This is a genomic window from Pseudomonas sp. zfem004 (genome assembly GCF_032621715.1).
GTDB classification, from domain to species: Bacteria; Pseudomonadota; Gammaproteobacteria; order Pseudomonadales; family Pseudomonadaceae; genus Aquipseudomonas; species Aquipseudomonas sichuanensis.
Map to the genome: position 1 here is coordinate 81,761 of NZ_JAVYJF010000019.1, position 25,558 is coordinate 107,318.

The window sequence follows — 25,558 nt, forward strand, 5'->3', positions numbered from 1 at the left end:
CCCCGCGATGACGCCATTCGACGCCAAGCGCCCGCTGCAGCTCAATGACCAGGGCCAGCTGCGCCACTTCCTCTCGCTCGACGGTTTGCCCCGCGAACTGCTCACCGAGATCCTCGACACCGCCGACTCGTTCCTCGAAGTCGGCGCCCGGGCCGTGAAGAAAGTCCCGTTGCTGCGCGGCAAGACCGTGTGCAACGTGTTCTTCGAGAACTCCACCCGTACCCGCACCACCTTCGAACTGGCCGCCCAGCGCCTGTCGGCCGATGTGATCAGCCTGAACGTGTCGACCTCCTCGACCAGCAAAGGCGAGACCCTGTTCGACACCCTGCGCAACCTCGAAGCCATGGCCGCCGACATGTTCGTCGTGCGCCACTCCGACTCCGGCGCCGCCCACTTCATCGCCGAGCACGTGTGCCCGGATGTGGCGGTGATCAACGGCGGTGACGGCCGCCACGCGCACCCCACCCAGGGCATGCTCGACATGCTGACCATCCGTCGGCACAAGGGCAGCTTCGAGAACCTGTCGGTGGCCATCGTCGGCGACATCCTGCACTCGCGCGTGGCCCGCTCGGACATGCTCGCGCTCAAGGCGCTGGGCTGCCCGGACATCCGCGTGATCGGCCCGAAAACCCTGATCCCGATCGGCATCGAGCAGTACGGGGTGAAGGTCTACACCGACATGGCCGAAGGCCTTAAAGACGTCGACGTGGTGATCATGCTGCGCCTGCAGCGTGAGCGCATGGCTGGCGGCCTGCTGCCCAGCGAGGGCGAGTTCTACCGCCTGTTTGGCCTGACCACCGCACGCCTGGCCGGCGCCAAGCCCGACGCCATCGTCATGCACCCCGGCCCGATCAACCGGGGCGTGGAGATCGAGTCGGCGGTGGCCGACGGCAAGCACTCGGTGATCCTCAACCAGGTCACCTACGGCATCGCCGTGCGCATGGCCGTGCTGTCCATGGCCATGAGCGGGCAGAACGCGCAACGTCAAATCGAGCAGGAGAACGCCCAGTGACCCTCAGCATTATCGGCGCTCGGGTAATCGACCCTGCCAGCGGCCTGGACACCATCACCGACCTGCACCTCGAAGGCGGTCGCATTGCCGCCATCGGCGCAGCCCCGGCGGGCTTCAGCGCCAGCCGCACGATCCAGGCCGACGGCCTGGTCGCAGCGCCTGGGCTGGTCGACCTCGGTGTCTCGCTGCGCGAGCCGGGCTACAGCCGCAAGGGCAGCATCGCCAGTGAAACCCGCGCGGCAGTCGCCGGCGGCGTCACCAGCCTGTGCTGCCCGCCGCAGACCAAGCCGGTGCTGGACACCTCGGCGGTGGCCGAACTGATCCTCGACCGCGCCCGCGAAGCGGCCAACAGCAAGGTGTACCCGATCGGCGCCCTGACCAAAGGCCTGGAAGGCGAGCAACTGGCCGAGCTGGTGGCCCTGCGCGACACCGGCTGCGTGGCCTTCGGCAACGGCCTGAAAGAGATCCCCAACAACCGCACCCTGGCCCGAGCGCTGGAATACGCGGCGACCTTCGACCTGACCGTGGTGTTCCACTCCCAGGACCGCGACCTGTCCCAGGGCGGCCTGGCCCACGAAGGGCCGATGGCCAGTTTCCTCGGCCTGCCCGGCATCCCCGAGAGCGCCGAAACCGTGGCCCTGGCCCGCAACCTGCTGCTGGTCGAGCAGAGCGGCGTGCGCGCGCACTTCAGCCAGATCACCAGCGCCCGTGGCGCCCGGCTGATCGCCCAGGCCCAACAACTGGGGCTGCCGGTCACCGCCGACGTGGCGCTGTACCAGCTGATTCTCACCGACGAAGCGCTGCGCGACTTCTCCAGCCTCTACCACGTGCAGCCGCCGCTGCGCAGCGCCGCCGACCGTGATGGACTGCGTGAGGCGGTGAAGTCGGGCGTGATCCAGGCGATTTCCAGCCACCACCAGCCCCACGAGCGCGATGCCAAGCTGGCACCGTTCGGTGCCACCGAGCCGGGTATCAGCAGCGTCGAGCTGTTGCTGCCGCTGGCCATGACCCTGGTCGAGGACGGCCTGCTCGACCTGCCGACGCTGATGGCACGCCTGAGCAGCGGCCCGGCGGCGGCCATGCGCCTGCCGGCCGGCGAGTTGAAGGTGGGCGGCGCAGCGGACCTGGTGCTGTTCGATCCGAAAGCCTCGACCGTTGCGGGTGAACGCTGGTTGTCCCGCGGCGAGAACTGCCCGTTCATCGGCCACTGCCTGCCGGGCGCGGTGCGTTATACCTTGGTCGATGGGCACGTCTGCTTTGAGGGCTGAGTAACGACCATCGCGGGGCAAGCCCGCTCCCACGCGAACACGTGGGAGCGGGCTTGCCCCGCGATGGGGCCGGCAAAGACCTGAAACAACCATTCATCCCTCTCGGTTGAAATCCTTCCCCCCTCCCCCCATATGAGTCTGCATCAGGCATTTTCGCCCCGCTGCGTGGAGACTCTCCCTTGACTACCATCGTTTCTGTCCGCCGTAACGGCAAAGTCGTCATGGGCGGCGACGGCCAGGTTTCCCTCGGCAACACCGTGATGAAAGGCAACGCCAAGAAAGTCCGTCGCCTGTACAACGGCCAGGTCATCGCCGGTTTCGCCGGTGCCACCGCCGACGCCTTCACCCTGTTCGAGCGCTTCGAAGCCCAGCTGCAGAAACACTCCGGTCACCTGGTGCGCGCCGCCGTCGAGCTGGCCAAGGAATGGCGTACCGACCGTTCCCTGAGCCGCCTGGAAGCGATGCTGGCAGTAGCCAACAAGGACGCCTCCCTGATCATCACCGGCAACGGCGACGTGGTCGAACCCGAAGACGGCCTGATCGCCATGGGTTCCGGCGGCGGCTACGCCCAGGCCGCGGCTCGCGCCCTGCTGAACAAGACCGACCTGTCGGCCCGGGAAATCACCGAGGCCGCCCTGAACATCGCCGGCGACATCTGCGTGTTCACCAACCACAACCTGACCATCGAGGAGCAGGACCTGGCCGAGTGATCAGTTGTTTTGGCGTCCCGCCCTCGGCGGGACTTTTCCACACTGATGACTGCGCCTTAGGACCCTATTGATCATGTCCATGACCCCCCGCGAAATCGTTCACGAACTGAACCGCCACATCATCGGCCAGGACGACGCCAAGCGCGCCGTCGCCATTGCCCTGCGCAACCGCTGGCGGCGCATGCAGCTGCCTGCCGAGCTGCGTGCCGAAGTCACCCCGAAGAACATCCTGATGATCGGCCCCACCGGCGTGGGCAAGACCGAAATCGCCCGTCGCCTGGCCAAGCTGGCCAACGCACCGTTCATCAAGGTCGAAGCGACCAAGTTCACCGAGGTCGGCTACGTCGGCCGTGACGTCGAGTCGATCATCCGCGACCTGGCCGATGCCGCGCTGAAGATGCTCCGCGAGCAAGAGATCGTCCGCGTGCGCCACCGCGCCGAGGACGCCGCCGAAGACCGTATCCTCGACGCCCTGCTGCCGCAGGCGCGTACCAGCAGCTTCGCCGAAGAGGCCGCGCCGTCGAGCAGCGACTCCAACACCCGCCAGCTGTTCCGCAAGCGCCTGCGTGAAGGCCAGCTGGACGACAAGGAAATCGAGATCGAAGTGGCCGACGCGGTCGGTGTCGAGATCGCCGCGCCGCCCGGCATGGAAGAGATGACCAACCAGCTGCAGAGCCTGTTCGCCAACATGGGCAAGGGCAAGCGCAAGGCGCGCAAGCTGAAGGTCAAGGACGCGCTGAAGATGGTCCGCGACGAAGAAGCCGGCCGCCTGGTCAATGACGAAGAGCTCAAGGCCAAGGCCCTGGAAGCGGTCGAGCAGCACGGCATCGTGTTCATCGACGAAATCGACAAGGTGGCCAAGCGCGGCAACGTCGGCGGCGCCGATGTGTCCCGCGAAGGCGTGCAGCGCGACCTGCTGCCACTGATCGAAGGCTGCACCGTCAACACCAAGCTGGGCATGGTCAAGACCGACCACATCCTGTTCATCGCCTCCGGTGCGTTCCACCTGAGCAAGCCGAGCGACCTGGTGCCCGAGCTGCAGGGTCGCCTGCCGATCCGCGTCGAGCTCAAGGCCCTGACCCCGGAAGACTTCGAGCGCATCCTCAAGGAGCCGCACGCTTCGCTGACCGAGCAGTATGCAGCGCTGTTGAAGACCGAAGGCCTGAACATCGAGTTCGCCGACGAGGGCCTCAAGCGCCTGGCCGAGATCGCTTTCCAGGTCAACGAGAAGACCGAGAACATCGGTGCCCGCCGCCTGCACACCCTGCTCGAGCGCCTGCTCGAAGAGGTGTCGTTCAGTGCCGGTGACCTGGCCAGCGCCCACGACGAGACGCCGATCCACATCGACGCCGCGTATGTGAACAGCCACCTGGGTGAGCTGGCGCAGAACGAAGACCTGTCGCGCTACATCCTGTAAGACCATCGCGGGGCAAGCCCGCTCCCACGCTGGAATGCACTACCCCCAAGGGTTGGATTGGTGTCCAACTTCTTGGGGCAGTCCATTCCAGCGTGGGAGCGGGCTTGCCCCGCGATAGGCCCTTGAATCCCTCCACAAGAAGCTGGAAGCTTGCTTCATCAGCTCCCGAGAGATTCCAGCCCATGGCCCGCCTGCCCACCGCCATCAACCTGCACAAAGCCTCGAAAACCCTCACCCTCACCTACGCCCCCGGCGAGGTCTACCACCTGCCTGCCGAATTCCTGCGGGTGCATTCCCCTTCCGCCGAGGTCCAGGGCCACGGCAATCCCATCCTGCAATTTGGCAAGATCAACGTAGGCCTCAGCGGCCTGGAGCCTGCCGGCCAATACGCACTGAAACTGACCTTCGACGACGGCCATGACTCAGGGTTGTTCACCTGGGAATACCTCGAGCAACTGTGCCTGCGCCAGGAACAGCTGTGGGCCGAGTATCTGGATGAATTGCACAAGGCCGGCAAATCCCGCGACCCCGCCGAATCGGTTGTCAAACTGATGCTCTAGCGCGGGGCCTCCAGGTTTTAGAGCGCATTTTCTAATCTCATCTGCTTGAATGCGTGAACGGCGGCCAAAGACTGGCTGTCTTGCGCATTACATGAAAGTCGGGTAACCAATGGAGCTGGCAAGTTCCCTGCATCGCCTTTTCGGCAGGCAGGGCCAGGCCGGTATGTAGAGGTCGCGAGCGAAAGCAGGTTGTCTTCACACGCAGAAACCCCCGCAGCTCATCATCGACACGCATCCGGTCGCAGCACCGCTGTTCCTTATCACTGGTCACCCGAGTAGCAGTACCGGGCTGTCACAGCACACCGGTACTCGTCTCAGGACAACGGAGCGTCGTAGATGAGTAACAAGAACAACGATGAGTTGCAGCGGCAGGCCTCGGAGAACACCCTGGGGCTGAACCCGGTCATCGGCATTCGCCGTAAGGATTTGCTCACGTCGGCGCGTACGGTATTGCGCCAGGCGGTTCGCCAGCCCCTGCACAGTGCCAAGCACGTGGCGCATTTCGGCCTGGAACTGAAGAACGTGCTGCTGGGCAAATCCAGCCTGCAGCCCGGTGGCGACGACCGTCGCTTCCAGGACCCGGCCTGGAGCAACAACCCGCTGTACCGTCGCTACCTGCAGACCTACCTGGCCTGGCGCAAGGAGCTCAACGACTGGATCGGCGAAAGCGACCTGTCGCCCCAGGACATCATCCGTGGCCAGTTCGTCATCAACCTGATGACCGAAGCCATGGCGCCGACCAACACCCTCTCCAACCCGGCGGCGGTCAAGCGTTTCTTCGAAACCGGCGGCAAGAGCCTGCTCGACGGGCTGTCCAACCTCGCCAAGGACATGGTCAACAATGGCGGCATGCCCAGCCAGGTGAACATGGAAGCCTTCGAGGTGGGCAAGAACCTGGGCACCAGCGAAGGCGCGGTGGTGTACCGCAACGACGTGCTCGAACTGATCCAGTACAAACCCATCACCGAGCAGGTGCACAGCCGCCCGCTGCTGGTGGTGCCGCCGCAGATCAACAAGTTCTACGTGTTCGACCTGAGCCCGGAGAAGAGCCTGGCGCGCTTCTGCCTGCGCTCGCAGCAGCAGACCTTCATCATCAGCTGGCGCAACCCGACCAAGGCCCAGCGCGAGTGGGGCCTGTCCACCTACATCGACGCCCTCAAGGAGGCGGTCGACGCGGTGCTGGCGATCACCGGCAGCAAGGACCTGAACATGCTCGGCGCCTGCTCCGGGGGCATCACCTGCACCGCGCTGGTGGGCCACTACGCGGCCCTGGGCGAGAAGAAGGTCAACGCCCTGACCCTGCTGGTCAGCGTGCTCGACACCACGATCGACACCGATGTGGCGCTGTTCGTCGACGAGCAGACGCTGGAGGCCGCCAAGCGCCACTCCTACCAGTCCGGGGTGCTCGAGGGCAGCGACATGGCCAAGGTGTTCGCCTGGATGCGCCCCAACGACCTGATCTGGAACTACTGGGTCAACAACTACCTGCTGGGCAATTCACCGCCCGTGTTCGACATCCTGTTCTGGAACAACGACACCACGCGCCTGCCGGCCGCCTTCCACGGCGACCTGATCGAAATGTTCAAGAACAACCCGCTGATCCGCGCCAATGCCCTGGAGGTGTGCGGCACTGCCATCGACCTGAAGCAGGTCGACTGCGACATTTTCAGCGTCGCCGGCACCGCCGACCACATCACCCCATGGCAGTCGTGCTACCGCTCGGCGCACCTGTTCGGCGGCAAGATCGAATTCGTGCTGTCCAACAGCGGCCATATCCAGAGCATCCTCAATCCGCCGGGCAACCCCAAGGCGCGCTTCATGACCGGTGAAGACCGCCCGGACGACCCGCTGGCCTGGCAGGAGAACGCGGTCAAGCACGCCGACTCCTGGTGGCTGCACTGGCAGACGTGGCTGGGCGATCGCGCCGGGGAACTCAAGAAGGCGCCGACACGCCTGGGCAACCGCACCTATGGCGCAGGCGAGGCCGCACCGGGAACCTACGTGCACGAGCGTTGAGCCCAACCGCCGCGATGTGCCGGCAGGCGCATCGCGGCGCTACCTTCACCCCAGAGTCACGCGTATGCCGCAACCCTACATCTTCCGCACCGTCGAGCTGGACGATCAGTCCATCCGCACCGCGGTGCGCCCGGGCAAGCCGCACCTGACGCCGCTGCTGATCTTCAACGGCATCGGCGCCAACCTCGAACTGGTGTTTCCGTTCATCGAGGCGCTGGACCCGGACCTGGAAGTGATCGCCTTCGACGTGCCCGGGGTCGGCGGCTCGTCGACGCCGCGCCACCCGTACCGCTTCCCTGGCCTGGCCAAGTTGACCGCGCGCATGCTCGACTACCTCGACTACGGCCAGGTCAATGCCATCGGTGTGTCCTGGGGCGGGGCGCTTGCCCAGCAGTTCGCCCACGACTACCCCGAGCGCTGCAAGAAGCTGGTGCTGGCCGCCACCGCCGCCGGTGCGGTGATGGTGCCGGGCAAGCCCAAGGTGCTGTGGCTGATGGCCAGCCCCCGGCGCTACATTCAACCCTCCCACGTGATCCGCATCGCCCCGATGATCTATGGCGGCGCCTTTCGCCGCGACCCGGACCTGGCCCTGCACCACGCCTCGAAGGTGCGCTCCGGCGGCAAGGTGGGCTACTACTGGCAGCTGTTCGCCGGGCTCGGCTGGACCAGCATCCACTGGCTGCACAAGATCCAGCAACCGACCCTGGTGCTGGCCGGCGACGACGATCCGTTGATCCCCCTGGTCAACATGCGCCTGCTGGCCTGGCGGATTCCCAATGCCCAGCTACACATAATCGACGATGGCCACCTGTTCCTGATCACCCGGGCCGAGGCCGTCGCCCCGATCATCATGAAATTCCTCCAGCAAGAGCGCCAGCGCGCGGTCATGCACCCCCGGCCCGCCACTGGCGGCTGATGCAGACTCGCTGGCGTCTGTGGGAGCGGCTTTAGCCGCGAAGCAAGCGACACGGTGAATGGCACCGGCTACGCCGGTGTTCGCGGCTAAAGCCGCTCCCACAGGTCTCTTTTGGGTCAGGCAGTGATCCGCAGTACCGCCATACCGGCCCGATTGCTATAACGATGGAGTGTTGGCATGAAAGACAAACCGGCAACAGGGACGACACCAGCCCCGGCCACCAGCATGAACGTGCGCAACGCCATCACTGGCCTGCGCGGCCGCGATCTGATTTCAACGCTGCGCCATGTCGGCCGCCATGGCCTGCGCCACCCGCTGCACACGGCAAAGCACTTGCTGGAGCTGGGCGGCACCCTGGGCCGGGTGATGCTCGGCGACACCCCGTTCCAGCCCCACGCGCGCGACAGCCGCTTCAGCGACCCCACCTGGAGCCAGAACCCGTTCTACCGGCGCAGCCTGCAGGCCTACCTGGCCTGGCAGAAACAGACCCGCCTGTGGGTCGAGGAAAGCTCGCTGTCCCATGACGACCGCGTGCGCGCGCAGTTCCTGTTCAACCTGATCAACGACGCCATCGCCCCGAGCAATTCGCTGCTCAACCCGCTGGCGGTCAAGGAGCTGCTCAATACCGGCGGCCAGAGCCTGTTAAGGGGCGTGAGCCATCTGCTCGACGACCTGCGCCACAACGACGGGCTGCCACGCCAGGTGGACGAGCGCGCCTTCGAGGTCGGCGGCAACCTCGCCGCCACGCCTGGCGCGGTGGTGTTTCGCAATGAGCTGCTGGAGCTGATCCAGTACAAGCCGATGAGCGAAAAGCAGTACGCCCGGCCAGTGCTGGTGGTACCGCCGCAGATCAACAAGTTCTACATCTTCGACCTCAGCCCGACCAACAGCTTCGTCCAGTACATGCTCAAGAACGGCCTGCAGGTGTTCATGATCAGCTGGCGCAACCCCGACCCGCGCCACCGCGAGTGGGGCCTGTCGAGCTACGTGCAGGCCCTCGAAGAGGCGCTCAACGCATGCCGCAGCATCAGCGGCAGCCGCGACCCGAACCTGATGGGCGCCTGTGCCGGCGGCCTGACCATGGCCGCGCTGCAGGGCCACCTGCAAGCCAAGAACCAACTGCGCAAGGTGCGCAGCGCCACCTACCTGGTGAGCCTGCTCGACAGCCAGTTCGACAGCCCCGCCAGCCTGTTCGCCGACGAACAGACCCTCGAGGCGGCCAAGCGCCGCTCGTATCAGCGCGGCGTGCTCGACGGCGGCGAGGTGGCACGGATCTTCGCCTGGATGCGGCCAAATGACCTGATCTGGAACTACTGGGTCAACAACTACCTGATGGGCAAGACCCCGCCGGCCTTCGACATCCTCTACTGGAACGCCGACAACACGCGCCTGCCGGCCGCCCTGCACGGCGACCTGCTGGACTTCTTCAAGCACAACCCCCTGCCCCACCCCGACGGGCTGGAGGTGTGCGGCACGCCCATCGACCTCAAGCAGGTCGACCTGGACAGCTTCACCGTGGCCGGCAGCAACGACCACATCACCCCGTGGGACGCGGTGTACCGCTCGGCGCTGCTGCTGGGTGGTGATCGGCGCTTCGTGCTGTCGCACAGCGGGCATATCCAGAGCATCATCAACCCGCCCGGCAACCCCAAGGCCTACTACCTGGAAAACCCCAAGCTGTCGGGTGACCCGCGCGCCTGGTTCTACGATGCCGAGCGCCGCGACGGCAGCTGGTGGCCGCAGTGGCTGGAGTGGATAAGCCAGCGCTCCGGCACGCTCAAGGCACCGCGCAACGAACTGGGCAACGCCACCTATCCACCGCTGGGCCCCGCGCCAGGCACCTACGTACTGGCACGCTGACCGGATGAAGACCCGCGACCGCATCCTCGAATGCGCCCTGCTGCTGTTCAACCGCCAGGGCGAACCCAACGTCTCTACCCTGGAGATCGCCAACGAACTGGGGATCAGCCCGGGTAACCTGTACTACCACTTCCACGGCAAGGAGCCGCTGGTGATCGGCCTGTTCGAGCGTTTCGAAGAACAGCTGATGCCGCTGCTCGACCCACCGCTGGACGTGCGCCTGGACGCCGAGGACTACTGGCTGTTCCTGCACCTGATCGTCGAGCGCATGGCCCAGTACCGCTTCCTGTTCCAGGACCTGTCCAACCTCACCGGGCGCCTGCCCAAACTGGCGCGCGGCATGCGCAGCCTGATCAACGCGCTCAAGCGCACCCTCGCCGCGCTGCTGGCCAGCCTCAAGAGCCAGGGCCTGGTGACCAGCGAAACGCAAGCCTTGGGGCAATTGGTGGAACAGATCGCCCTGACCCTGATCTGTTCGCTGGATTACCAGCGCGTACTGGGGCGTGAAGGTGATGTGGGGGTGGTGGTGTACCAGGTGATGATGCTGGTGGCGCCGCACTTGCAGGCGCCGGCGCGCACGGCGGCGGAGCGGCTGGCGATGAGGTATCTGGAGGGATGAAATGATCGCGGGGCAAGCCCGCTCCCACGCTGGCCTGAGTAGCCATTGTGGGAGCGGGCTTGCCCCGCGATGAAGGCGACGCGGTATCAGGCCTGGGCGGCCGCGTTCACCGGTGCCGACGGGGTGGCGCTGGCCGGGGCCGCGCTCGGCGCCGGTGCGGCGGTGGCGGCAGGTGCCGCGGCTACCGGCTTGGCTGCAGCAGGCTTGGCCGCTGGCGCTTTCTTGACTGCTGGCTTCTTCGCCGCTGCCGGTTTGGCCGCAGGCTTGGCAGCAGCCGGCTTGGCTGCAGCGGTTTTAACCGCAGGCTTGGCAGCCGGTTTTGCCGCGGCGGTCTTGGCGGCCGGTTTGGCAGCTGCCTTGGCCAGTGGCTTGGCAGCCGTCTTGCTGGCGGCGGCCTTGGACACCGGTGTGACCGAAGCCCCGGTCAGTTTTTCGATCTGCTTGGTCAGCGTGTCGACCTGCTGGTGCAGTGCCTTGATCTCGTTGCGGCTGGGCACGCCCAGGCGCGAGATGGCGCTGTTCAGGCGCTTGTCGAAGGCCTCTTCGAGCTCGCTCCACTTGCCCAGAGCGCGTTCCTTGACGTCCGATACCCGCGAGGTGGTGGCGGACTTGGCCGTGTCGGCCGCCGAGTCGACGCTTTTCTTCGCCTGCTTCTCGGCTTTCTCGCCATCCTTCACCAGCGAATCGAACAGCTTCGGACCATCCTGGTCGATCTTGGAGTAGATACCCAGGCCTGCCAGCCAGATCTTGCGCGAGTATTTCTCGACTCCGCCGATCCAGGAGCTGCCTTCTTTCTCGGTGTTCTTCTTGCCAGCCATCCTGCTCTCCTTATGGTTTGTGCGCGACGCGCTCGAGCAGCTCGTGCAGCTGTTCAAGCTTGATGGACAACGCCTCAACGTCATGTTTAGACGGAATGCCGAGGCGATTCAAGGCGCGGCCGACGCGCTCGTCGAAGGCTTTCTCGATTTTGTCCAGCTGGACCTCGACCTTGCCCCGCACGCGGGTCACTTCCTGGCCGGCTTCGTCGAGCTGGTGGTTGGCCGCGTCGAGTTCTTTATGGATGCGTTTCTTGCCGCGCTTCTCGACGCCTTCACCGGCCTTGACCAGTTCCTTGAAGTAGTCGGAGCCTTCCTGGCCGACACGGGCGTAAGCGCCGATGCCCGCCAGCCAGATCTTGCGCGCGTAGCCGCGCACTTCGCCCAGGGTGCCCTGGGCGTCGTCCTGCTTGATATTCACTTTGGCCATGCTCTGTACCTCATGCTCATTTGGGGAGGGAGGATGGGCCCAGGGTGGTAGGGCTTGAGCGTGAAGGTAGGCAAAAAAATTAGAATCCTCACCCTAAGGTGGGGCGATGGTGGGTGCAGGTATTGTGTGCCGGACTTCGTGGGAGCGGGSTTGCCCCGCGATAGCGCCATCCCAGGCAATCGCCATCGCGGGGCAAGCCCGCTCCCACAAAGCCCACTCCTGCAAACAGCAAGGCCCCTGCGGCATCAGGCCAGCGCTTTGTCCAGCGCCCGCTCGATCTCGCCCTTGATGGTGCCGCCCATCATCGACAGCATCATGCCCAGCTTGAGCTCGACGCGGATGCTGTCGTCGAAGATGTGCACGCTGCCATTGGCACCGCTGCGGGTCACGTCTACCCGGTCACCGTTCCAGCTGGCCTTGAGGTCGTATTCGCGGCTGAGCTTGTCCACCAGCGCTTCGGCCTTGGCGCGGGCGGCTTCGCGGCCGAGGGAGTGTTTGCGTTCGACGCTGATCTGGGTCATGCGGGTGTTCCTGCTGATGTAGACATAATCGCCATTATGCCCGCCACCCCGCCACGGCACACCCCGCGAAGACAAATCCGCCCGATGCCCCTAGAATGGCGGTAATTTTTTTCTGGTGAAGCGAAATGACCGACCAGCGCAAAGGCGACCACGCCGAACCCACCACCCACTTCGGCTACCAGGACGTGCCCGAGAGCCAGAAGGCGAAGAAAGTCGCCGAGGTCTTCCACTCCGTCGCCGCCAAGTACGACCTGATGAACGACGTGCTGTCCGGCGGCATGCACCGCCTGTGGAAGCGCTTCACCATCGAGCTGTCCGGCGTGCGCAGCGGCAACCGGGTGCTGGACATCGCCGGTGGTACCGGCGACCTGGCGGCCAAGTTCTCGCGCCTGGTCGGCCCGACCGGCCAGGTGGTGCTGGCCGACATCAACGATTCGATGCTCAAGGTCGGCCGTGACCGTCTGCTCGACCGTGGCGTGGCCGGCAACATCGAGTTCGTCCAGGCCGACGCCGAGAAGCTGCCGTTCCCGGACAACCACTTCGACTGCGTGACCATCGCCTTCGGCCTGCGCAACGTGACGCACAAGGACGAAGCCATTCGCTCGATGCTGCGCGTGCTCAAGCCCGGTGGCCGGCTGTTGATCCTGGAGTTCTCCAAGCCCACCAACAAGCTGATGTCCAAGGCCTACGACGCTTACTCGTTCGCCTTCATGCCACTGGCCGGCAAGCTGATCACCAACGACTCCGAGAGCTACCGTTACCTCGCCGAGTCGATCCGCATGCACCCCGACCAGGAAACCCTCAAGAGCATGATGGTCGAGGCCGGCTTCGACCGCGTCACCTACCACAACATGACCAGCGGCATCGTCGCCGTGCACCGGGGGATCAAACCCTGATGCTCCTGGCCGGCCTTCTCGCCAGCGTCGAACACGGCCTCAACCGGGTCTTGCGCATGGACAGCACGGCACTGCCGCGGCTGGCCGCGCTGGAAGGCCAGGTCATCGAGATCGACTGCGTGCAGCCGGCCCTCAAGCTGTTCGTGCTGCCCGATGAAGAAGGTCTGATGCTGGCCGCCCACTGGGAGGGCGAGGTCGATTGCACCCTGCGCGCCCCGGCCGGGCGCCTGGCCCAGTTGGCCCTGAGCAAGGACAAGAGCGCCGTGCTGCACAGCCCGCAGGTCGAACTGCACGGTGACAGCGCCGCGCTGCTCGATCTGGTCGCGGTGCTGCAGGACCTGGAACTGGACTGGGAGCACGAGCTGCAACGCTGGCTCGGCCCGGTCCCCACCGCGCTGCTCGCAGGCCACGTGCGCCTGCGCGCGCGCTGGACCAGGCAAGGCCTGGCCCGGTTCAGCCAGAACCTCTCCGAGTACCTGGCCGAAGAGTCCCGCACCCTGGTCGGCAAACGCGAAGCCGAAGCGGCGTTCAGCGAACTCGATGCGCTGAAAGTCGACATCGAACGTCTCGAGGCGCGCCTGCGCCGCCTCGCCCACACTCTTGATACCAGCGATAACGCATGAAGCTGCTCGCCGTCCGCCGTCTGTTGCGCATCCAGCGCGTCGTGATCCGCTACCGCCTCGATGACCTGCTGTTCGAACAGCCCCTGCTGCCCTGGTGGCTGGCCAGCCTGCGCCTGCTGATGCCCTGGCGCTGGCTGCCGCGCAAACCCCTCGAGCTAAGCCGTGGCGCGCGCATGCGCCTGGCGCTGCAGGACCTGGGGCCGATCTTCATCAAGTTCGGCCAACTGCTGTCCACCCGCCGCGACCTGCTGCCCACCGACATCGCCGACGAGCTGATGCTGCTGCAGGACCGGGTGCCGCCGTTCGACCCGCAGCACGCCGTGGCGCTGATCGAAGAGCAGCTGGGAGCCAAGGTTGGCGAGGTGTTCAGCCGCTTCGACGTCGAGCCGCTGGCCTCCGCTTCGGTGGCCCAGGTGCATGCCGCACGCCTGAAAAGCGGCGAAGAAGTGGTGGTCAAGGTGGTGCGCCCGGGCCTGAAGCCGGTAATCGCCCAGGACCTGGCCTGGCTGTTCCTGATCGCCAAGGCCGCCGAGCGCGCCTCGGCCGATGCCCGCCGCCTGCACCCGGTAGAGATCGTCGGCGACTACGAAAAGACCATCTACGACGAGCTCGACCTGCTGCGCGAGGCGGCCAACGCCAGCCAGCTGCGACGCAACTTCGAAGGCTCGGAGCTGATGTACGTACCCCAGGTGTACTGGGACTTCTGCCGGCCCAAGGTGCTGGTGATGGAGCGCATCTACGGCGTGCCGGTCACCGACATGGCCACCCTGGCCGACCAGCGCACCGACATGAAGCTGCTGGCCGAGCGCGGTGTCGAGGTATTCTTCACCCAGGTGTTCCGCGACAGCTTCTTCCACGCCGACATGCACCCGGGCAACATCTTCGTCAGCACGGTCAAACCGTGGAGCCCGCAGTACATCGCCATCGACTGCGGCATCGTCGGCAGCCTCACCGCCGAGGACCAGGACTACCTGGCGCGCAACCTGATCGCCTTCTTCAAGCGCGACTACCGCCGCGTGGCGCAACTGCACATCGACTCGGGCTGGGTACCGGCGCAGACCAAGGTCAACGAGTTCGAGGCGGCGATCCGCACCGTCTGCGAGCCGATCTTCGAAAAACCGCTCAAGGACATCTCCTTCGGCCAGGTACTGATGCGCCTGTTCCAGACCGCCCGACGCTTCAACATGGAAGTCCAGCCGCAACTGGTGCTGCTGCAGAAGACCCTGCTCAACATCGAAGGCCTGGGCCGCCAGCTGTACCCCGACCTGGACCTGTGGAGCACCGCCAAGCCGTTCCTCGAACGTTGGATGCGCGAACGCATGAGCCCCAAGGCGGTGTTCGGCAACCTGTACAGCCAGGCCGAGCAACTGCCGCACCTGGCCGACATGACCCGCGACCTGCTCGAACGCCTGTCGCAGCCGCACCTGCACGACCCGCAACTGCCCGAGCGCCGTCGCCAGGGCGACAACTGGGCGCTGCGCCTGCTCGGTGCCGGCCTGCTGACCGGCGGCGCCACGCTCGCCGCCGGCGCCGTGAGCCTGAGCGCCCCGGCGGCGTGGCCGGCCTGGTTGATGCTGGCCGCAGGCTTGTACCTGATCGTGCGCCGATAGCCAGCCGCGCGGCTGGCTGGCACACTAGCGCACAGGGGCCCGGTACGGGAGCGGGCCCGGTTTGGAGTCGACGATGAAAGACTGGCTGGACGAGATCAAGTGGAACAGCGATGGCCTGGTACCGGCCATCGCCCAGGACCACAAGACCGGGCGCGTGCTGATGATGGCCTGGATGAACCGTGAATCCCTCGTGCTGACCGCCGCCGAAAACCGCGCCATCTACTGGTCGCGTTCGCGGGGCAAGCTGTGGCGCAAGGGCGAAGAGTCGGGCCATGTGCAGAAGCTGCATGAAATGCGCCTGGACTGCGACGCCGACGTGATCATCCTGATGGTCGAGCAGTTGGGCCATATCGCCTGTCATACCGGCCGCGAAAGCTGCTTCTACCGCGTCTACGAAGACGGCCAGTGGAAAATCGTCGATCCGGTCCTGAAGGACCCGGACGCCATCTACAGCGCAGGACACTGAACATGAGCGACACGCTGAACCGCCTCGCCGAAGTGCTGGAAGAACGCAAGCACGCCGCCCCCGACAGCAGCTATGTGGCCAGCCTCTATCACAAGGGCCTGAACAAGATCCTCGAGAAGCTCGGCGAAGAGTCGATCGAGACCATCATCGCCGCCAAGGATGCCGCCGCCAGCAAGGATTACAGCGATGTAATCTATGAGACAGCCGACCTGTGGTTTCATAGCCTGGTGATGCTCAGTGCGCTGGGCCAGCACCCGCAGGCAGTGCTCGATGAGCTGGAGCGCCGGTTCGGGCTGTCCGGCCACGACGAGAAGGCGGCGCGACAGCCGTCTGCCTGAATGATTGCCGGGGGCGCTTTGCGCCCCTTTCGCGGCGCAAGGCCGCTCCTACAGGAGCCCGCGTCGCCTGAACGATTCGCTATCCCCCTGTAGGAGCGGCCTTGTGTCGCGATGGGCTGCAAAGCAGCCCCCAGGGCCCGAAAGACAGACACACAATTTCAGGAGTTTGAGATGGGCATTTTCGACTGGAAACACTGGATCGTCCTGCTGGTCGTCGTCGTGCTGGTATTCGGCACCAAGAAGCTGAAGAACTTCGGCAGCGACCTGGGCGAATCGATCAAGGGCTTCCGTAAAGCCATGAACGAAGAAGAAACCAAGCCGGCCGAGCAGACCCCGCCGCCCGCCCAGCCCGTGCCACCGGTACAGAACACCGCGCAGCAGGCCCAGGGCCACACCATCGAGGGCCAGGCGCAGCCGGTCCAAGAGCCGCAGCGGAAAGACTGACCCATGTTCGGCATCAGTTTCAGCGAGCTGCTGCTCGTCGGCCTGGTCGCCCTGCTGGTGCTCGGCCCCGAGCGCCTGCCGGGCGCCGCGCGCACCGCAGGCCTGTGGATCGGCCGGCTCAAGCGCAGCTTCAACGCGATCAAGATGGAGGTCGAGCGCGAAATCGGCGCCGACGACATCCGCCGTCAGCTGCACAACGAGCACATCCTGCAGATGGAACAGGAAGCCAAGCGCATCCTCAATCCACTGGCACCGCCTGCCGCCCAACCCGGCACTGATGCATCCGCAGCCCCCGTAGCACCCGCCGCCGACGCAGCACCGACACCCCCTGCCGCTGCGCCGCAACCCTCCGAGCCGCCACCACCGCCGCGAGCCCCATGAGCGAAAACCCGGAAAACGACCAGCCGATGCCGCTGGTTTCGCACCTGACCGAGCTGCGCACCCGCCTGCTGCGATGCGTCGCCGCCATCTTCCTGATCTTCGCCGGGCTGTTCTCCTTCGCCCAGCAGATCTACACCCTGGTGTCGGCGCCGCTGCGCGCGCACCTGCCGGCCAACGCGACGATGATCGCCACCGACGTGGCCTCGCCGTTCCTCACGCCGTTCAAGCTGACCATGATCGTCTCGCTGTTCCTGGCGATCCCGTTCATCCTCCAGCAGATCTGGGGCTTCATCGCGCCTGGGCTGTACCGTCACGAGAAGCGCATCGCCATCCCGCTGCTGGTGTCGAGCATCTTCCTGTTCTACGCCGGCATGGCCTTCGCCTACTTCCTGGTGTTCCCGCTGATCTTCGGTTTCTTCGCCAGCGCCACCCCCGAGGGCGTGTCGATGATGACCGACATCGCCAGCTACCTCGACTTCGTCATGACCTTGTTCTTCGCCTTCGGCGTGGCCTTCGAGATCCCCGTGGCCGTGGTGCTGCTGGTATGGATCGGCGTGGTCGACGTGCAGTACCTGAAGAAGATCCGCCCGTACGTGATCATCGGCTGCTTCGTGGTCGGCATGGTCCTGACGCCGCCGGACATCTTCTCCCAGACCCTGCTGGCCGTGCCCATGTGGCTGCTGTTCGAGATCGGCGTGCTATGCGGCAGCCTGATCCGCAAGCGCAGCCACGAACGCGACGAACAGAACCAAGACCACAACGACCAACCGCCTGCGACCCAACCGTGAACCTGTTGCTTCTCGAAGAGGCCGACTTCGTGTCGGCCGACCGCGTCGTCCTCGCCGACCGCCGTTTCACCCACATGCAGGAGATCCACGGCGTGGCGGTGGGCGACAGCCTGCGCGTCGGGCGTATCAACGGTTTGATGGGCAAGGCCGAGGTGGTCCGCCTCGAAGGCCATGAAGCCGAGCTTCAGGTGGCCTTCGACCAGCCGCCACCGGCCAAGCTGCCGCTCACCCTGGTGCTGGCCGTGCCGCGGCCGAAAATGCTCCGCAGGTTGTTCCAGACCATCGCCACCATGGGCGTTGGGCGGCTGATCCTGGTCAACAGCTACAAGGTCGAGAAGAGTTTCTGGCAGACGCCTTTCCTTAACCCCGAGACGATCCGGGAAAACCTCATCCTGGGCCTGGAGCAGGCCCGCGATACGGTCTTGCCTGAGGTCATCATCGAAAAACGCTTCAAACCCTTCGTCGAGGACCGCCTGCCCGCCATCGCTGCCGGCACCCTCGGCCTGGTCGGCCACCCTGGCCCCTACCCGGCCTGCCCGCGCGGCGTGGAAGGCCCGGTAACCCTGGCGATCGGCCCCGAAGGCGGCTGGATCCCGTATGAAGTCGACCTGCTGCACAAGGCCGGCCTGGCGCCGGTGCAGCTGGGTGATCGCATCCTGCGGGTCGAAACGGCTGTGACTGCCCTGCTTTCGCGAATTTTCTGACAAACGGGTCAGCTTTTACCCATCAAGTTTCCCCAACGCACGCCGATGGCCTTGGCAACAAAACAATAATCCGCACTGCCATGCGCCGGGGAGTCGTCTATGTACCGTTGGTTTGCCCAGTCACTGGGGAATGTAAGCGTCAATCGCAAGTTGGGGATCGGCTTCGGCCTGGTGCTGCTGCTCACCCTGGGCATCACCTTCACCGGGTGGATGGGGATCGACGGCGTGACCAGCCGGGGCGACAAGCTCGGCAATATCTCGGTCATCCACCAGTACACCCAGGACCTGCGTATCGCTCGCCAGCACTATGAGCGCAACCGCGACGAGGCCTCGGTGGCCGAGCTGGATAAAGCCCTGGCCAACCTCGAACGCCAGGTACAGCTGATGCTCGGCCAGATCGAGCTCCCCGCCGACCGTCAGCGCCTGGACCAGCAACAAGGCGCCGTACGCGAATACCAGCAGGCCTTCGCCGAGCTCAAGCAGGCCGGCCAACGCCGCGAAGCCAGCCGTGGCCTGTTGGGCGACAGCGCCGACAAGGCCGCCGCATTGATCGGCAAGGTCCAGCAGCGCCTGCTGCAGGGCGGCGATATCCAGCAATACCAGCAAGCAGTGGAAACCAGCGCCTTGCTGCAGCAGGCGCGCTTCCAGGTGCGCGGCTACACCTACAGCGGCAAGGCCGAATTCCAGCAGACCGCGCTCACCGCCATCGACCAGGCCATGGCCGTGCTCAAGGCCCTGCCGGCCAAGCTCCCCGCCGAATACGCTGCCAGCCTCGACGATGCCGCCGAGGCCCTGGCCGCCTACCGTGACGCAGTGAACCAGTTCGGCAGCGCCCAGTCCGCCAGCGAACAGAACCTGCAGCGCATGGCCGCCCAAGGCCAGCTGCTGCTCAGCGCCAGCCAGGAAATGACCCTGTCGCAGACCAAAGTCCGCGACCAGGGCACCCAGCAAGCCAAGACCCTGCTCGCCGGCGCCACCGCCCTGGCGCTGCTGCTGGGTGTGCTGGCCGCCCTGGCCATTACCCGGCAGATCATCGTGCCCCTGCGCCAGACCCTGTCCGCAGCCGAGCGCGTGGCCAACGGCGACCTCAGCCAGGACCTGCAGGCCGACCGCCGCGACGAGCTGGGCCAGCTGCAGGCCAGCATGCAGCGCATGACCCAGGGCCTGCGCCAGCTGATCAGCGGCATCGGCGACGGCGTCACGCAGATCGCCAGCGCCGCCGAGGAGCTCTCGGCGGTGACCGAACAGACCAGCGCCGGGGTGAACAACCAGAAGGTCGAGACCGACCAGGTGGCCACCGCCATGAACGAGATGGCTGCCACCGTGCAGGAAGTCGCGCGCAATGCCGAACAGGCCTCGGAAGCGGCACTGATGGCCGACCAGCAGGCCCGCGAAGGCGACAAGGTGGTGACCGAGGCGATCAACCAGATCGAACGCCTGGCCCACGAAGTGGTGAACTCCAGCGAAGCGATGAACCAGCTCAAGGCTGAAAGCGACAAGATCGGCAGCGTGCTCGACGTGATCAAGTCGGTGGCGCAACAGACCAACCTGCTGGCGCTCAACGCGGCCATCGAAGCCGCCCGTGCCGGCGAAGCCGGGCGCGGTTTTGCGGTGGTCGCCGACGAGGTGCGCAGCCTGGCCCAGCGCACCCAGCAGTCGACCGAAGAGATCGAAGAGCTGATCGCCGGCCTGCAGAATGGCACCCAGCGCGTGGCCAGCGTGATGGACAGCAGCCGCAGCCTCACCGACAGCAGCGTCGAGCTGACCCGGCGTGCCGGCGGCTCGCTGGAAACCATCACCCGCACCGTCTCGTCGATCCAGGCGATGAACCAGCAGATCGCCACGGCTGCCGAGCAGCAGAGTGCGGTGGCCGAGGAGATCAACCGCAGCGTGATGAACGTACGCGATATCTCCGACCAGACCTCCGCCGCCAGTGAAGAGACCGCCAGCTCCAGTGTCGAGTTGGCGCGGCTGGGCACCCACCTGCAGGGTCTGGTCGCCAAGTTCAGGCTGTAACGCCCCCCGTCGTGGCCGGGCCCCTCGGGGTAAGCCGGCCACGACTTCTCCTATGCGTCGAAGGGAAACCTCCTACGCCATTCACAGGTACAGTCTTACGCTTTTCCGGCCGATGAGCAGGATGTCCACGCCCCGCCTGACGCAGGGCGCCCTCATCGCCGGAGACTCACCATGCTCGGACCGCTCAACCGCATGCTCGGCCACCTCAGCGTGCGCCTCAAGCTGGCCATGGGCTTTGCCCTGGTGCTGCTGCTCACCCTGCTCACCACCCTGACCGGCTGGCAGGCCCTGAGTGATGCCATCGACCGCTCGGAAAAGCTCACCCAGATCGCCCAACTCAACGATTTGGCCAAGGACCTGCGCGCCGAGCGCATCACGTTCCGCGTGCTCGAGGATGACCAGAGCCGCACGCAGCTTGGCAAGACGATCGACCAGCTCGGAGCCTTGATCGAAACCATGCGCCCGCGCTACCTGTCAGCGGAAAACGTGCGCCTGATCGCCGAAAAGCATGATCTGCTGGCACGCTACCGGGACGACTTCGAAAAGCTCCAACAGAATGCGCTGACCCGCCGCCAGCAACGCGAAAGCCTGCTCGGCCGGGCCTCCGAGCTGGACCAGCAGATCAGTGCCCTGCAGGGCCAACTGATCAGCCGCTTGAGCCAGTTGGACCAGCCGGCCGCCCAGGGGCGGGCGCTCAACCTGATCGAGGCACTCGGCCGGCATGTGGAAATGGCCGGCCAACGCGCCGCCGTACCCGCCTACTTCAGCGAACCACTGCAAGGCTTTGCCGAGGTCGGCCAACCCGCCCTGAACGCAGCCCAAGCCACTCTCGGTGAGCTCGATCAGTTGCTCCAGGGCCTTGGCCTGGACACTCGCGTCGCCGCCCCTGTCGCCGCAGGCCTGGCCCGCTATCGCGAGCAGTTGGGCCAGTATGCAGGCGCGGCGATCGCCGTTGAGTTGCTGCAGAACAACATGGAGCAGCTGGGCAACCAGATCACCAGCAGCAGCCGCGAACTCAGCGACAACCAGATCGCCCTGCGCGACGAACAGGCGCTGGCGTCACTGAGCCTGATGACCAGCGTCGCCCTGCTCGCCCTGCTGATCGGCAGCCTTGCGGCCTGGCTGATCAGCCAGCAGATCACCGCGCCGCTGAAACAGACCTTGCGCCAGGCCGAACGTATCGCCAAGGGCGACTTGAGCCAGATAGACGATGTCACCCGCAGCGACGACCTTGGGCAACTGCAGGGCAGCATGCGCACCATGACCCTGAGCCTGCGTGAGCTGCTGGGCGGTATCGACCATGGCGTTACCCGCTTGTCGCAAGCGGTGGACGAATTGGCGACGGTCAGCGAGCAAACCCAGCACCGGGTCGGCCAGCAGAAGGAAGAGACCGACCAGGTGGCCACGGCGATGAACCAGATGAGCGCTACGGTGCAGGAAGTGGCTCAAAACGCCGAACAGGCGTCGCAGGCCGCAACCACCGCCGATCATCAGGCGCAGCTGGGCGACCAGGTGGTGGCCCAGGCCATCGAACGCATCGAGCAGCTCGCCGGGCAGATGGAGCACTGCCAGCAGGCCATGGCCCACCTGGCAGAAGAAAGCCAACGCATCGGCTCGATCCTCGACGTGATCAAGTCGGTGTCCGAGCAGACCAACCTGCTGGCGCTCAACGCCGCCATCGAAGCCGCGCGGGCCGGCGAGGCAGGACGCGGCTTTGCGGTGGTCGCCGACGAAGTGCGTGGCCTGGCCCAACGCACCCAGCAGTCGACCGAAGAGATCGAGCAACTGATCGGCAACCTGCACAGCGGCACCGAGCAGGTCATGGGGTTGCTCGACGACAGCAAACGCCTCACCGGGCAGAGCGTCGAGCTCAGCCGCAAGGCCGGTGAAGCACTCGGGCAGATCACCGCGACTGTGTCGACCATCCAGGGCATGAACCAGCAGATCGCCACGGCCAGCGAAGAGCAGAGCGTGGTGGCCGAGCAGATCAACCGCAGTGTGATGAACGTGCGCGATGTGTCGGACCAGACCAGCACGGCCAGCGAGCAGACGGCGGCGTCCAGCGTCGAGTTGGGGCAGTTGGGGCGGGAATTGCGGGGGATGGTGGGGCGGTTCAGCTTGTAACGCAGGCAAGCTCGTGGGAGCGGCGGTGTGCCGCTGCGACTTGGTCCGCGATCAGACCAGCATTACCTGCTGGACCCATCGCGGGGCAAGCCCGCTCCCACGTGAACTCCTGCGCTTATAGCACTTGGCGCAGGAAGGCTTGTGCCCGCGGATCCTTCGGCGCGTCGAAGAACTGCCCGGGCGGCGAATCCTCCAGCAGCTTGCCGTGATCGAAGAACAGCACCCGGTCGGCCACTTCACGGGCGAAGCCCATTTCGTGGGTCACGCAGACCATGGTCATGCCTTCTTGCGCGAGGGTCTTCATCACGTCCAGCACCTCGCCGACCATTTCCGGGTCGAGCGCCGAGGTCGGCTCGTCGAACAGCATCACCTTGGGCTCCATCGCCAGGGCACGGGCAATCGCCACCCGCTGCTGCTGGCCACCGGACAGGCGCGACGGGTACTCGTTGGCCTTCTGCGAAATGCCAACCTTCTGCAACAACGCCAGGGCCTTGGCTTCACGCTCGGCCTTGCCGCGCTTGCGCACCACCTTCTGCGCCAGGCACAGGTTTTCCAGCACGGTCATGTGCGGGAACAGGTTGAAGTGCTGGAACACCATGCCGACTTCGCGGCGGTAGGCGTTGATGTCGGTTTTCGGGTCGGCCAGTTGCAGGCCGTCGATGGCCACATGGCCCTGGTCGAAATGCTCCAGGCCGTTGAGGCAGCGCAGGAAGGTCGACTTGCCCGAACCGGACGGGCCGAGCACCACCACCACTTCGCCCTTGGCGACCTGGGTGGTGACGTTGTCCACCGCGCGCACCACCTGGCCACGGGTGTCGAAGACTTTCAGCAGGTCACGGACTTCAATCACTTTGCGCAAGCCTCCGCTCGAGCCGGCTGGCGATATGCGACAGCGGCAGGTTGATCAGCAGGTACAGGCCTGCCACGCAGAACCAGATCTCGAAGGTCGAGAACGACGTGGTAATGGCTTCGCGGCCGCTCTTGGTCAGCTCGGTGATGGCGATCACCGACACCAGCGAGGTGTCCTTGACCAGGCTGATGAACTGCCCGGCCAGCGGCGGCAGCACGCGCTTGAACGCCTGCGGCAGGATCACGTGGCGCATCGACTGGGCGCCGTTCAGGCCCAACGAGCGTGCCGCCTCGTTCTGGCCTTTGGCAATCGACTGCACGCCGGCGCGGACGATCTCGGCCACATAGGCGCCGGTGAACAATGCCAGCGCGGCAACCCCGGCGAACTCGCGGCTCAGGTTGAGCACGGTGCCGATGAAGAAGTAGAAGATGAAGATCTGCACCAGCAGCGGCGTGCCGCGCACCAGTTCGACGTAGACCGTGGACAGGTCGCGCAGGGTCGGGTTGTTCGACAGCCGGCACAGCCCGGCAAACAGGCCGATCACCAGGCCCAGGGCGCCGGAAACCACCGACAGCCACAGCGTGGTCCACAGGCCCCAGGCCAGGGGGCCGGCGGCCCAATGGCGGGTGACACCGATGGCATCGCCTTCGGCGACGTCGTCGCCACGGGCCAGCAGCATGCTGTCCTTGGCCACTTCGACTACTTGGGTATCGCCGCTTTCATCCTTCAGGGTGACCCGGGCGTTGTCGCCGGACACCACGATTTCCTCGACCGTGCCTGGGTTGGCGGCACGCTGGGTTTCCTCGGCCTTGTAGGCAAAGTATTGCGGAACGCGGTTCCAGCGCCACTCATAGGAAATCATCGAGGTGGCCAGGTACAGGCTGAACGCCAGGCCCACCAGGACCAGCGCGGTCAGCCCATGCCAGGGCCACTGTGCTTTCTTGTGTTTGATCACGTGGGGTACTTCCGTAAATGCGAAACGCGCTAGGTGGGTTTCTGAGATGGCCAGTGAGGTTGCGTAGACTTCTTCGCGGGTAAACCCGCTCCCACAGGGTTTGGCGATACCTGTGGGAGCGGGTTTACCCGCGAAGAGGCCGTCGAATACAGCCGCTATCCTCGACCAACCACCCTCAGCACCACCTGCGCGTCGGGGTCAAAGCCTGGGCTTGTGGCCTGGGCCTTATTCCATTTCCTTCAGCCAGTCCTTGTTCTTGAACCACTTGTCGTGGATACGATCGTAGGTCCCGTCATGCTTGATCTGGTGCAGGAAGTTGTTGATGAAGTTGATGCTGTCGTAGTCGCCTTTCTTCAGGCCGAAGGCCAGCGGCTCGTAGGTGAAGGGTTCTTCGAGGAACAGCAGCTTGCCGGCGCCGGCCTTCTCCACCGCCACCACGTTGTACGGCGCGTCATAGACGAAGGCGTCAGCCTTGCCGTTGACCACGTCCATCACCGCTTCCTGCTCGTTGTCGTAGCCGTGGTACTTGGCTTTGCCGATCAGCTTCTTGGAAACCATCTCGCCGGTGGTACCGAGCTTGGAGGTGATGCGGTACTTCTCGTTGTTCAGGTCTTTGTACGACTTGATCTCACCCGCCAGTTCCTTGCGGATCAGCAGGGTCTGGCCGACCACGATGAAGGGTTCGCTGAAGTTCAGGCGCAGGTTGCGCTCTTGGGTGAGGGTCATGCCGCTGCCGATGAAGTCGAACTTGTCGGTGAGCAGGGCCGGGATGATGCCGTCATAGGCGGTGGAGACGGTCTCCAGCTTGACGCCCATGGACTTGGCCATGGCCTTGAGGATGTCGACTTCGAAGCCGATGATCTCGCCGCGCTTGTTGGTCATCTCGAACGGCATGTAGGTCGGGTCCATGCCGACCCGCAGGGTGCCGCGCTTGACCGCGTCGTCGATGGCGCCGGCCTGGGCGGCGGTTACCGCGATGAGGGCGGTGGCACCGACCAGCAGTCGCGACAGGTATTTCTTCATCATCACCAAGTCCCCTAGCAAGAAGTACGCAAATTTCTTTTTGTAGGCACGGCCTGACAGGCCGATGCGTAATGTCGCGTAGGATGCTAACGCATGCGCGGGCTGGGACCTAGGGCCCCGGGGGACTTTGTTGGCCAAAATCGACCTGAAAAGCATCGCGGGGCAAGCCCGCTCCCACGAGGTTAGCGTGGGAGCG

General features: G+C 65.2%; 26 protein-coding genes and 1 pseudogene. 21 read left to right on the forward strand and 6 right to left on the reverse strand.

Translation table 11 applies throughout. The annotated features are described in order from the left end of the window. Nucleotides 1-7 precede the first annotated feature (7 nt). The 9 genes from RTH46_RS19950 to RTH46_RS19990 all read left to right on the forward strand — a co-directional run bounded on the left by RTH46_RS19950 (nucleotide 8) and on the right by RTH46_RS19990 (nucleotide 10,378). On the forward strand, nucleotides 8-1,012 hold the full coding sequence (locus RTH46_RS19950; RefSeq protein ID WP_153788390.1) for an aspartate carbamoyltransferase catalytic subunit: 1,005 nt from the start codon (nucleotides 8-10) through the stop codon (nucleotides 1,010-1,012). Next, a complete protein-coding gene (locus tag RTH46_RS19955) occupies nucleotides 1,009-2,280 on the forward strand; it encodes a dihydroorotase (RefSeq protein ID WP_153788391.1) in 1,272 nt (423 codons plus the stop codon). Before RTH46_RS19950 ends, RTH46_RS19955 begins: the two co-directional genes overlap by 4 nt. A 179-nt stretch (nucleotides 2,281-2,459) precedes the next feature. Further along, complete coding sequence (hslV, locus tag RTH46_RS19960; RefSeq protein WP_011536056.1) at nucleotides 2,460-2,990, forward strand: ATP-dependent protease subunit HslV; 531 nt, start codon at nucleotides 2,460-2,462, stop codon at nucleotides 2,988-2,990. 73 nt (nucleotides 2,991-3,063) lie between these two features. Further along, nucleotides 3,064-4,407, forward strand: coding sequence for an ATP-dependent protease ATPase subunit HslU (gene hslU / locus RTH46_RS19965; RefSeq protein WP_125465840.1), 1,344 nt, complete (start codon nucleotides 3,064-3,066; stop codon nucleotides 4,405-4,407). Between the two features lie 182 nt (nucleotides 4,408-4,589). Then, on the forward strand, nucleotides 4,590-4,967 hold the full coding sequence (locus tag RTH46_RS19970) for a gamma-butyrobetaine hydroxylase-like domain-containing protein (protein WP_125465841.1): 378 nt from the start codon (nucleotides 4,590-4,592) through the stop codon (nucleotides 4,965-4,967). Nucleotides 4,968-5,303: 336 nt separating this feature from the next. Continuing rightward, nucleotides 5,304-6,983: a class II poly(R)-hydroxyalkanoic acid synthase gene (gene phaC, locus RTH46_RS19975; protein WP_153787253.1), complete on the forward strand. Its 1,680-nt coding sequence runs from the start codon at nucleotides 5,304-5,306 to the stop codon at nucleotides 6,981-6,983. A 64-nt stretch (nucleotides 6,984-7,047) separates the two neighbouring features. Continuing rightward, nucleotides 7,048-7,899 carry a poly(3-hydroxyalkanoate) depolymerase gene (gene phaZ / locus RTH46_RS19980; RefSeq protein WP_153787254.1) on the forward strand — a complete coding sequence of 284 codons (852 nt, stop codon included), beginning with the start codon at nucleotides 7,048-7,050 and terminating at the stop codon, nucleotides 7,897-7,899. 177 nt (nucleotides 7,900-8,076) lie between these two features. Continuing rightward, nucleotides 8,077-9,759 (forward strand): class II poly(R)-hydroxyalkanoic acid synthase, encoded by a 1,683-nt coding sequence (gene phaC / locus RTH46_RS19985; protein WP_316906411.1) that lies wholly within the window; start codon nucleotides 8,077-8,079, stop codon nucleotides 9,757-9,759. Between the two features lie 4 nt (nucleotides 9,760-9,763). After that, entirely contained in the window at nucleotides 9,764-10,378 is a 615-nt protein-coding gene (locus RTH46_RS19990; protein ID WP_153787256.1) for a TetR/AcrR family transcriptional regulator, read from the forward strand. 86 nt (nucleotides 10,379-10,464) lie between these two features. On the opposite strand, the gene RTH46_RS19995 is transcribed toward RTH46_RS19990, so the two are convergent. From RTH46_RS19995 to RTH46_RS20005, 3 genes are all read right to left on the reverse strand, one after another. Further along, a complete protein-coding gene (locus RTH46_RS19995) occupies nucleotides 10,465-11,196 on the reverse strand; it encodes a phasin family protein (protein ID WP_153787257.1) in 732 nt (243 codons plus the stop codon). A gap of 10 nt (nucleotides 11,197-11,206) precedes the next feature. Beyond that, complete coding sequence (locus tag RTH46_RS20000) at nucleotides 11,207-11,623, reverse strand: phasin family protein (protein WP_153787258.1); 417 nt, start codon at nucleotides 11,621-11,623, stop codon at nucleotides 11,207-11,209. Between the two features lie 245 nt (nucleotides 11,624-11,868). Continuing rightward, the gene (locus RTH46_RS20005; RefSeq protein ID WP_110994133.1) at nucleotides 11,869-12,144 is read right to left on the reverse strand and encodes a polyhydroxyalkanoic acid system family protein; all 276 of its coding nucleotides are present in this window, start codon (nucleotides 12,142-12,144) and stop codon (nucleotides 11,869-11,871) included. A 125-nt stretch (nucleotides 12,145-12,269) separates the two neighbouring features. Between RTH46_RS20005 and ubiE the strand changes: the two genes are divergently transcribed. The 12 genes and pseudogenes from ubiE to RTH46_RS20060 all read left to right on the forward strand — a co-directional run bounded on the left by ubiE (nucleotide 12,270) and on the right by RTH46_RS20060 (nucleotide 22,534). Further along, nucleotides 12,270-13,040, forward strand: coding sequence for a bifunctional demethylmenaquinone methyltransferase/2-methoxy-6-polyprenyl-1,4-benzoquinol methylase UbiE (gene ubiE / locus RTH46_RS20010; protein WP_050707258.1), 771 nt, complete (start codon nucleotides 12,270-12,272; stop codon nucleotides 13,038-13,040). After that, entirely contained in the window at nucleotides 13,040-13,663 is a 624-nt protein-coding gene (locus tag RTH46_RS20015) for an SCP2 domain-containing protein (RefSeq protein ID WP_110994131.1), read from the forward strand. The genes ubiE and RTH46_RS20015 overlap by 1 nt, the downstream gene beginning before the upstream one ends. Then, the gene (gene ubiB / locus RTH46_RS20020; protein ID WP_153787259.1) at nucleotides 13,660-15,273 is read left to right on the forward strand and encodes a ubiquinone biosynthesis regulatory protein kinase UbiB; all 1,614 of its coding nucleotides are present in this window, start codon (nucleotides 13,660-13,662) and stop codon (nucleotides 15,271-15,273) included. Before RTH46_RS20015 ends, ubiB begins: the two co-directional genes overlap by 4 nt. Nucleotides 15,274-15,346: 73 nt before the next feature. Then, entirely contained in the window at nucleotides 15,347-15,739 is a 393-nt protein-coding gene (hisI, locus tag RTH46_RS20025) for a phosphoribosyl-AMP cyclohydrolase (protein WP_153787260.1), read from the forward strand. Nucleotides 15,740-15,741: 2 nt separating this feature from the next. Next, nucleotides 15,742-16,077 carry a phosphoribosyl-ATP diphosphatase gene (locus RTH46_RS20030; RefSeq protein WP_050707262.1) on the forward strand — a complete coding sequence of 112 codons (336 nt, stop codon included), beginning with the start codon at nucleotides 15,742-15,744 and terminating at the stop codon, nucleotides 16,075-16,077. Between the two features lie 171 nt (nucleotides 16,078-16,248). Next, the gene (locus tag RTH46_RS20035; RefSeq protein ID WP_028688374.1) at nucleotides 16,249-16,521 is read left to right on the forward strand and encodes a twin-arginine translocase TatA/TatE family subunit; all 273 of its coding nucleotides are present in this window, start codon (nucleotides 16,249-16,251) and stop codon (nucleotides 16,519-16,521) included. Nucleotides 16,522-16,524: 3 nt separating this feature from the next. Then, nucleotides 16,525-16,902, forward strand: coding sequence for a Sec-independent protein translocase protein TatB (gene tatB / locus RTH46_RS20040; RefSeq protein ID WP_153787261.1), 378 nt, complete (start codon nucleotides 16,525-16,527; stop codon nucleotides 16,900-16,902). Next, complete coding sequence (tatC, locus tag RTH46_RS20045) at nucleotides 16,899-17,690, forward strand: twin-arginine translocase subunit TatC (protein ID WP_153787262.1); 792 nt, start codon at nucleotides 16,899-16,901, stop codon at nucleotides 17,688-17,690. Before tatB ends, tatC begins: the two co-directional genes overlap by 4 nt. Continuing rightward, nucleotides 17,687-18,394, forward strand: a complete 708-nt coding sequence (locus RTH46_RS20050) for a 16S rRNA (uracil(1498)-N(3))-methyltransferase (protein WP_153787263.1) — start codon at nucleotides 17,687-17,689, stop codon at nucleotides 18,392-18,394. The genes tatC and RTH46_RS20050 overlap by 4 nt, the downstream gene beginning before the upstream one ends. A gap of 210 nt (nucleotides 18,395-18,604) precedes the next feature. Continuing rightward, nucleotides 18,605-19,555, forward strand: a pseudogene (locus RTH46_RS26365) (methyl-accepting chemotaxis protein); the annotation flags it as partial. A 141-nt stretch (nucleotides 19,556-19,696) separates the two neighbouring features. Next, entirely contained in the window at nucleotides 19,697-20,410 is a 714-nt protein-coding gene (locus RTH46_RS26370; RefSeq protein ID WP_410478586.1) for a methyl-accepting chemotaxis protein, read from the forward strand. Between the two features lie 171 nt (nucleotides 20,411-20,581). Beyond that, nucleotides 20,582-22,534 carry a methyl-accepting chemotaxis protein gene (locus RTH46_RS20060; RefSeq protein ID WP_316906413.1) on the forward strand — a complete coding sequence of 651 codons (1,953 nt, stop codon included), beginning with the start codon at nucleotides 20,582-20,584 and terminating at the stop codon, nucleotides 22,532-22,534. 115 nt (nucleotides 22,535-22,649) lie between these two features. On the opposite strand, the gene RTH46_RS20065 is transcribed toward RTH46_RS20060, so the two are convergent. The 3 genes from RTH46_RS20065 to RTH46_RS20075 all read right to left on the reverse strand — a co-directional run bounded on the left by RTH46_RS20065 (nucleotide 22,650) and on the right by RTH46_RS20075 (nucleotide 25,362). Further along, entirely contained in the window at nucleotides 22,650-23,384 is a 735-nt protein-coding gene (locus RTH46_RS20065) for an amino acid ABC transporter ATP-binding protein (RefSeq protein WP_153787270.1), read from the reverse strand. After that, the gene (locus RTH46_RS20070; protein WP_153787266.1) at nucleotides 23,377-24,339 is read right to left on the reverse strand and encodes an amino acid ABC transporter permease; all 963 of its coding nucleotides are present in this window, start codon (nucleotides 24,337-24,339) and stop codon (nucleotides 23,377-23,379) included. The genes RTH46_RS20065 and RTH46_RS20070 overlap by 8 nt, the downstream gene beginning before the upstream one ends. A gap of 225 nt (nucleotides 24,340-24,564) precedes the next feature. Beyond that, complete coding sequence (locus RTH46_RS20075; protein ID WP_167409836.1) at nucleotides 24,565-25,362, reverse strand: transporter substrate-binding domain-containing protein; 798 nt, start codon at nucleotides 25,360-25,362, stop codon at nucleotides 24,565-24,567. Nucleotides 25,363-25,558 lie beyond the last annotated feature (196 nt).

Excerpts from the sequence above, each read along its gene's own strand:
- RTH46_RS19950 (WP_153788390.1), top strand. The coding sequence starts at position 8 with ATGACGCCATTCGACGCCAAGCGCCCGCTGCAGCTCAATGACCAGGGC.
- hslU (WP_125465840.1), top strand. The coding sequence starts at position 3,064 with ATGTCCATGACCCCCCGCGAAATCGTTCACGAACTGAACCGCCACATC.
- RTH46_RS19970 (WP_125465841.1), top strand. The coding sequence starts at position 4,590 with ATGGCCCGCCTGCCCACCGCCATCAACCTGCACAAAGCCTCGAAAACC.
- phaC (WP_153787253.1), top strand. The coding sequence starts at position 5,304 with ATGAGTAACAAGAACAACGATGAGTTGCAGCGGCAGGCCTCGGAGAAC.
- phaZ (WP_153787254.1), top strand. The coding sequence starts at position 7,048 with ATGCCGCAACCCTACATCTTCCGCACCGTCGAGCTGGACGATCAGTCC.
- phaC (WP_316906411.1), top strand. The coding sequence starts at position 8,077 with ATGAAAGACAAACCGGCAACAGGGACGACACCAGCCCCGGCCACCAGC.
- RTH46_RS19990 (WP_153787256.1), top strand. The coding sequence starts at position 9,764 with ATGAAGACCCGCGACCGCATCCTCGAATGCGCCCTGCTGCTGTTCAAC.
- RTH46_RS19995 (WP_153787257.1), bottom strand. The coding sequence starts at position 11,196 with ATGGCTGGCAAGAAGAACACCGAGAAAGAAGGCAGCTCCTGGATCGGC.
- RTH46_RS20000 (WP_153787258.1), bottom strand. The coding sequence starts at position 11,623 with ATGGCCAAAGTGAATATCAAGCAGGACGACGCCCAGGGCACCCTGGGC.
- RTH46_RS20005 (WP_110994133.1), bottom strand. The coding sequence starts at position 12,144 with ATGACCCAGATCAGCGTCGAACGCAAACACTCCCTCGGCCGCGAAGCC.
- ubiE (WP_050707258.1), top strand. The coding sequence starts at position 12,270 with ATGACCGACCAGCGCAAAGGCGACCACGCCGAACCCACCACCCACTTC.
- RTH46_RS20015 (WP_110994131.1), top strand. The coding sequence starts at position 13,040 with ATGCTCCTGGCCGGCCTTCTCGCCAGCGTCGAACACGGCCTCAACCGG.
- ubiB (WP_153787259.1), top strand. The coding sequence starts at position 13,660 with ATGAAGCTGCTCGCCGTCCGCCGTCTGTTGCGCATCCAGCGCGTCGTG.
- hisI (WP_153787260.1), top strand. The coding sequence starts at position 15,347 with ATGAAAGACTGGCTGGACGAGATCAAGTGGAACAGCGATGGCCTGGTA.
- RTH46_RS20030 (WP_050707262.1), top strand. The coding sequence starts at position 15,742 with ATGAGCGACACGCTGAACCGCCTCGCCGAAGTGCTGGAAGAACGCAAG.
- RTH46_RS20035 (WP_028688374.1), top strand. The coding sequence starts at position 16,249 with ATGGGCATTTTCGACTGGAAACACTGGATCGTCCTGCTGGTCGTCGTC.
- tatB (WP_153787261.1), top strand. The coding sequence starts at position 16,525 with ATGTTCGGCATCAGTTTCAGCGAGCTGCTGCTCGTCGGCCTGGTCGCC.
- tatC (WP_153787262.1), top strand. The coding sequence starts at position 16,899 with ATGAGCGAAAACCCGGAAAACGACCAGCCGATGCCGCTGGTTTCGCAC.
- RTH46_RS26370 (WP_410478586.1), top strand. The coding sequence starts at position 19,697 with ATGAACGAGATGGCTGCCACCGTGCAGGAAGTCGCGCGCAATGCCGAA.
- RTH46_RS20060 (WP_316906413.1), top strand. The coding sequence starts at position 20,582 with ATGCTCGGACCGCTCAACCGCATGCTCGGCCACCTCAGCGTGCGCCTC.
- RTH46_RS20075 (WP_167409836.1), bottom strand. The coding sequence starts at position 25,362 with ATGAAGAAATACCTGTCGCGACTGCTGGTCGGTGCCACCGCCCTCATC.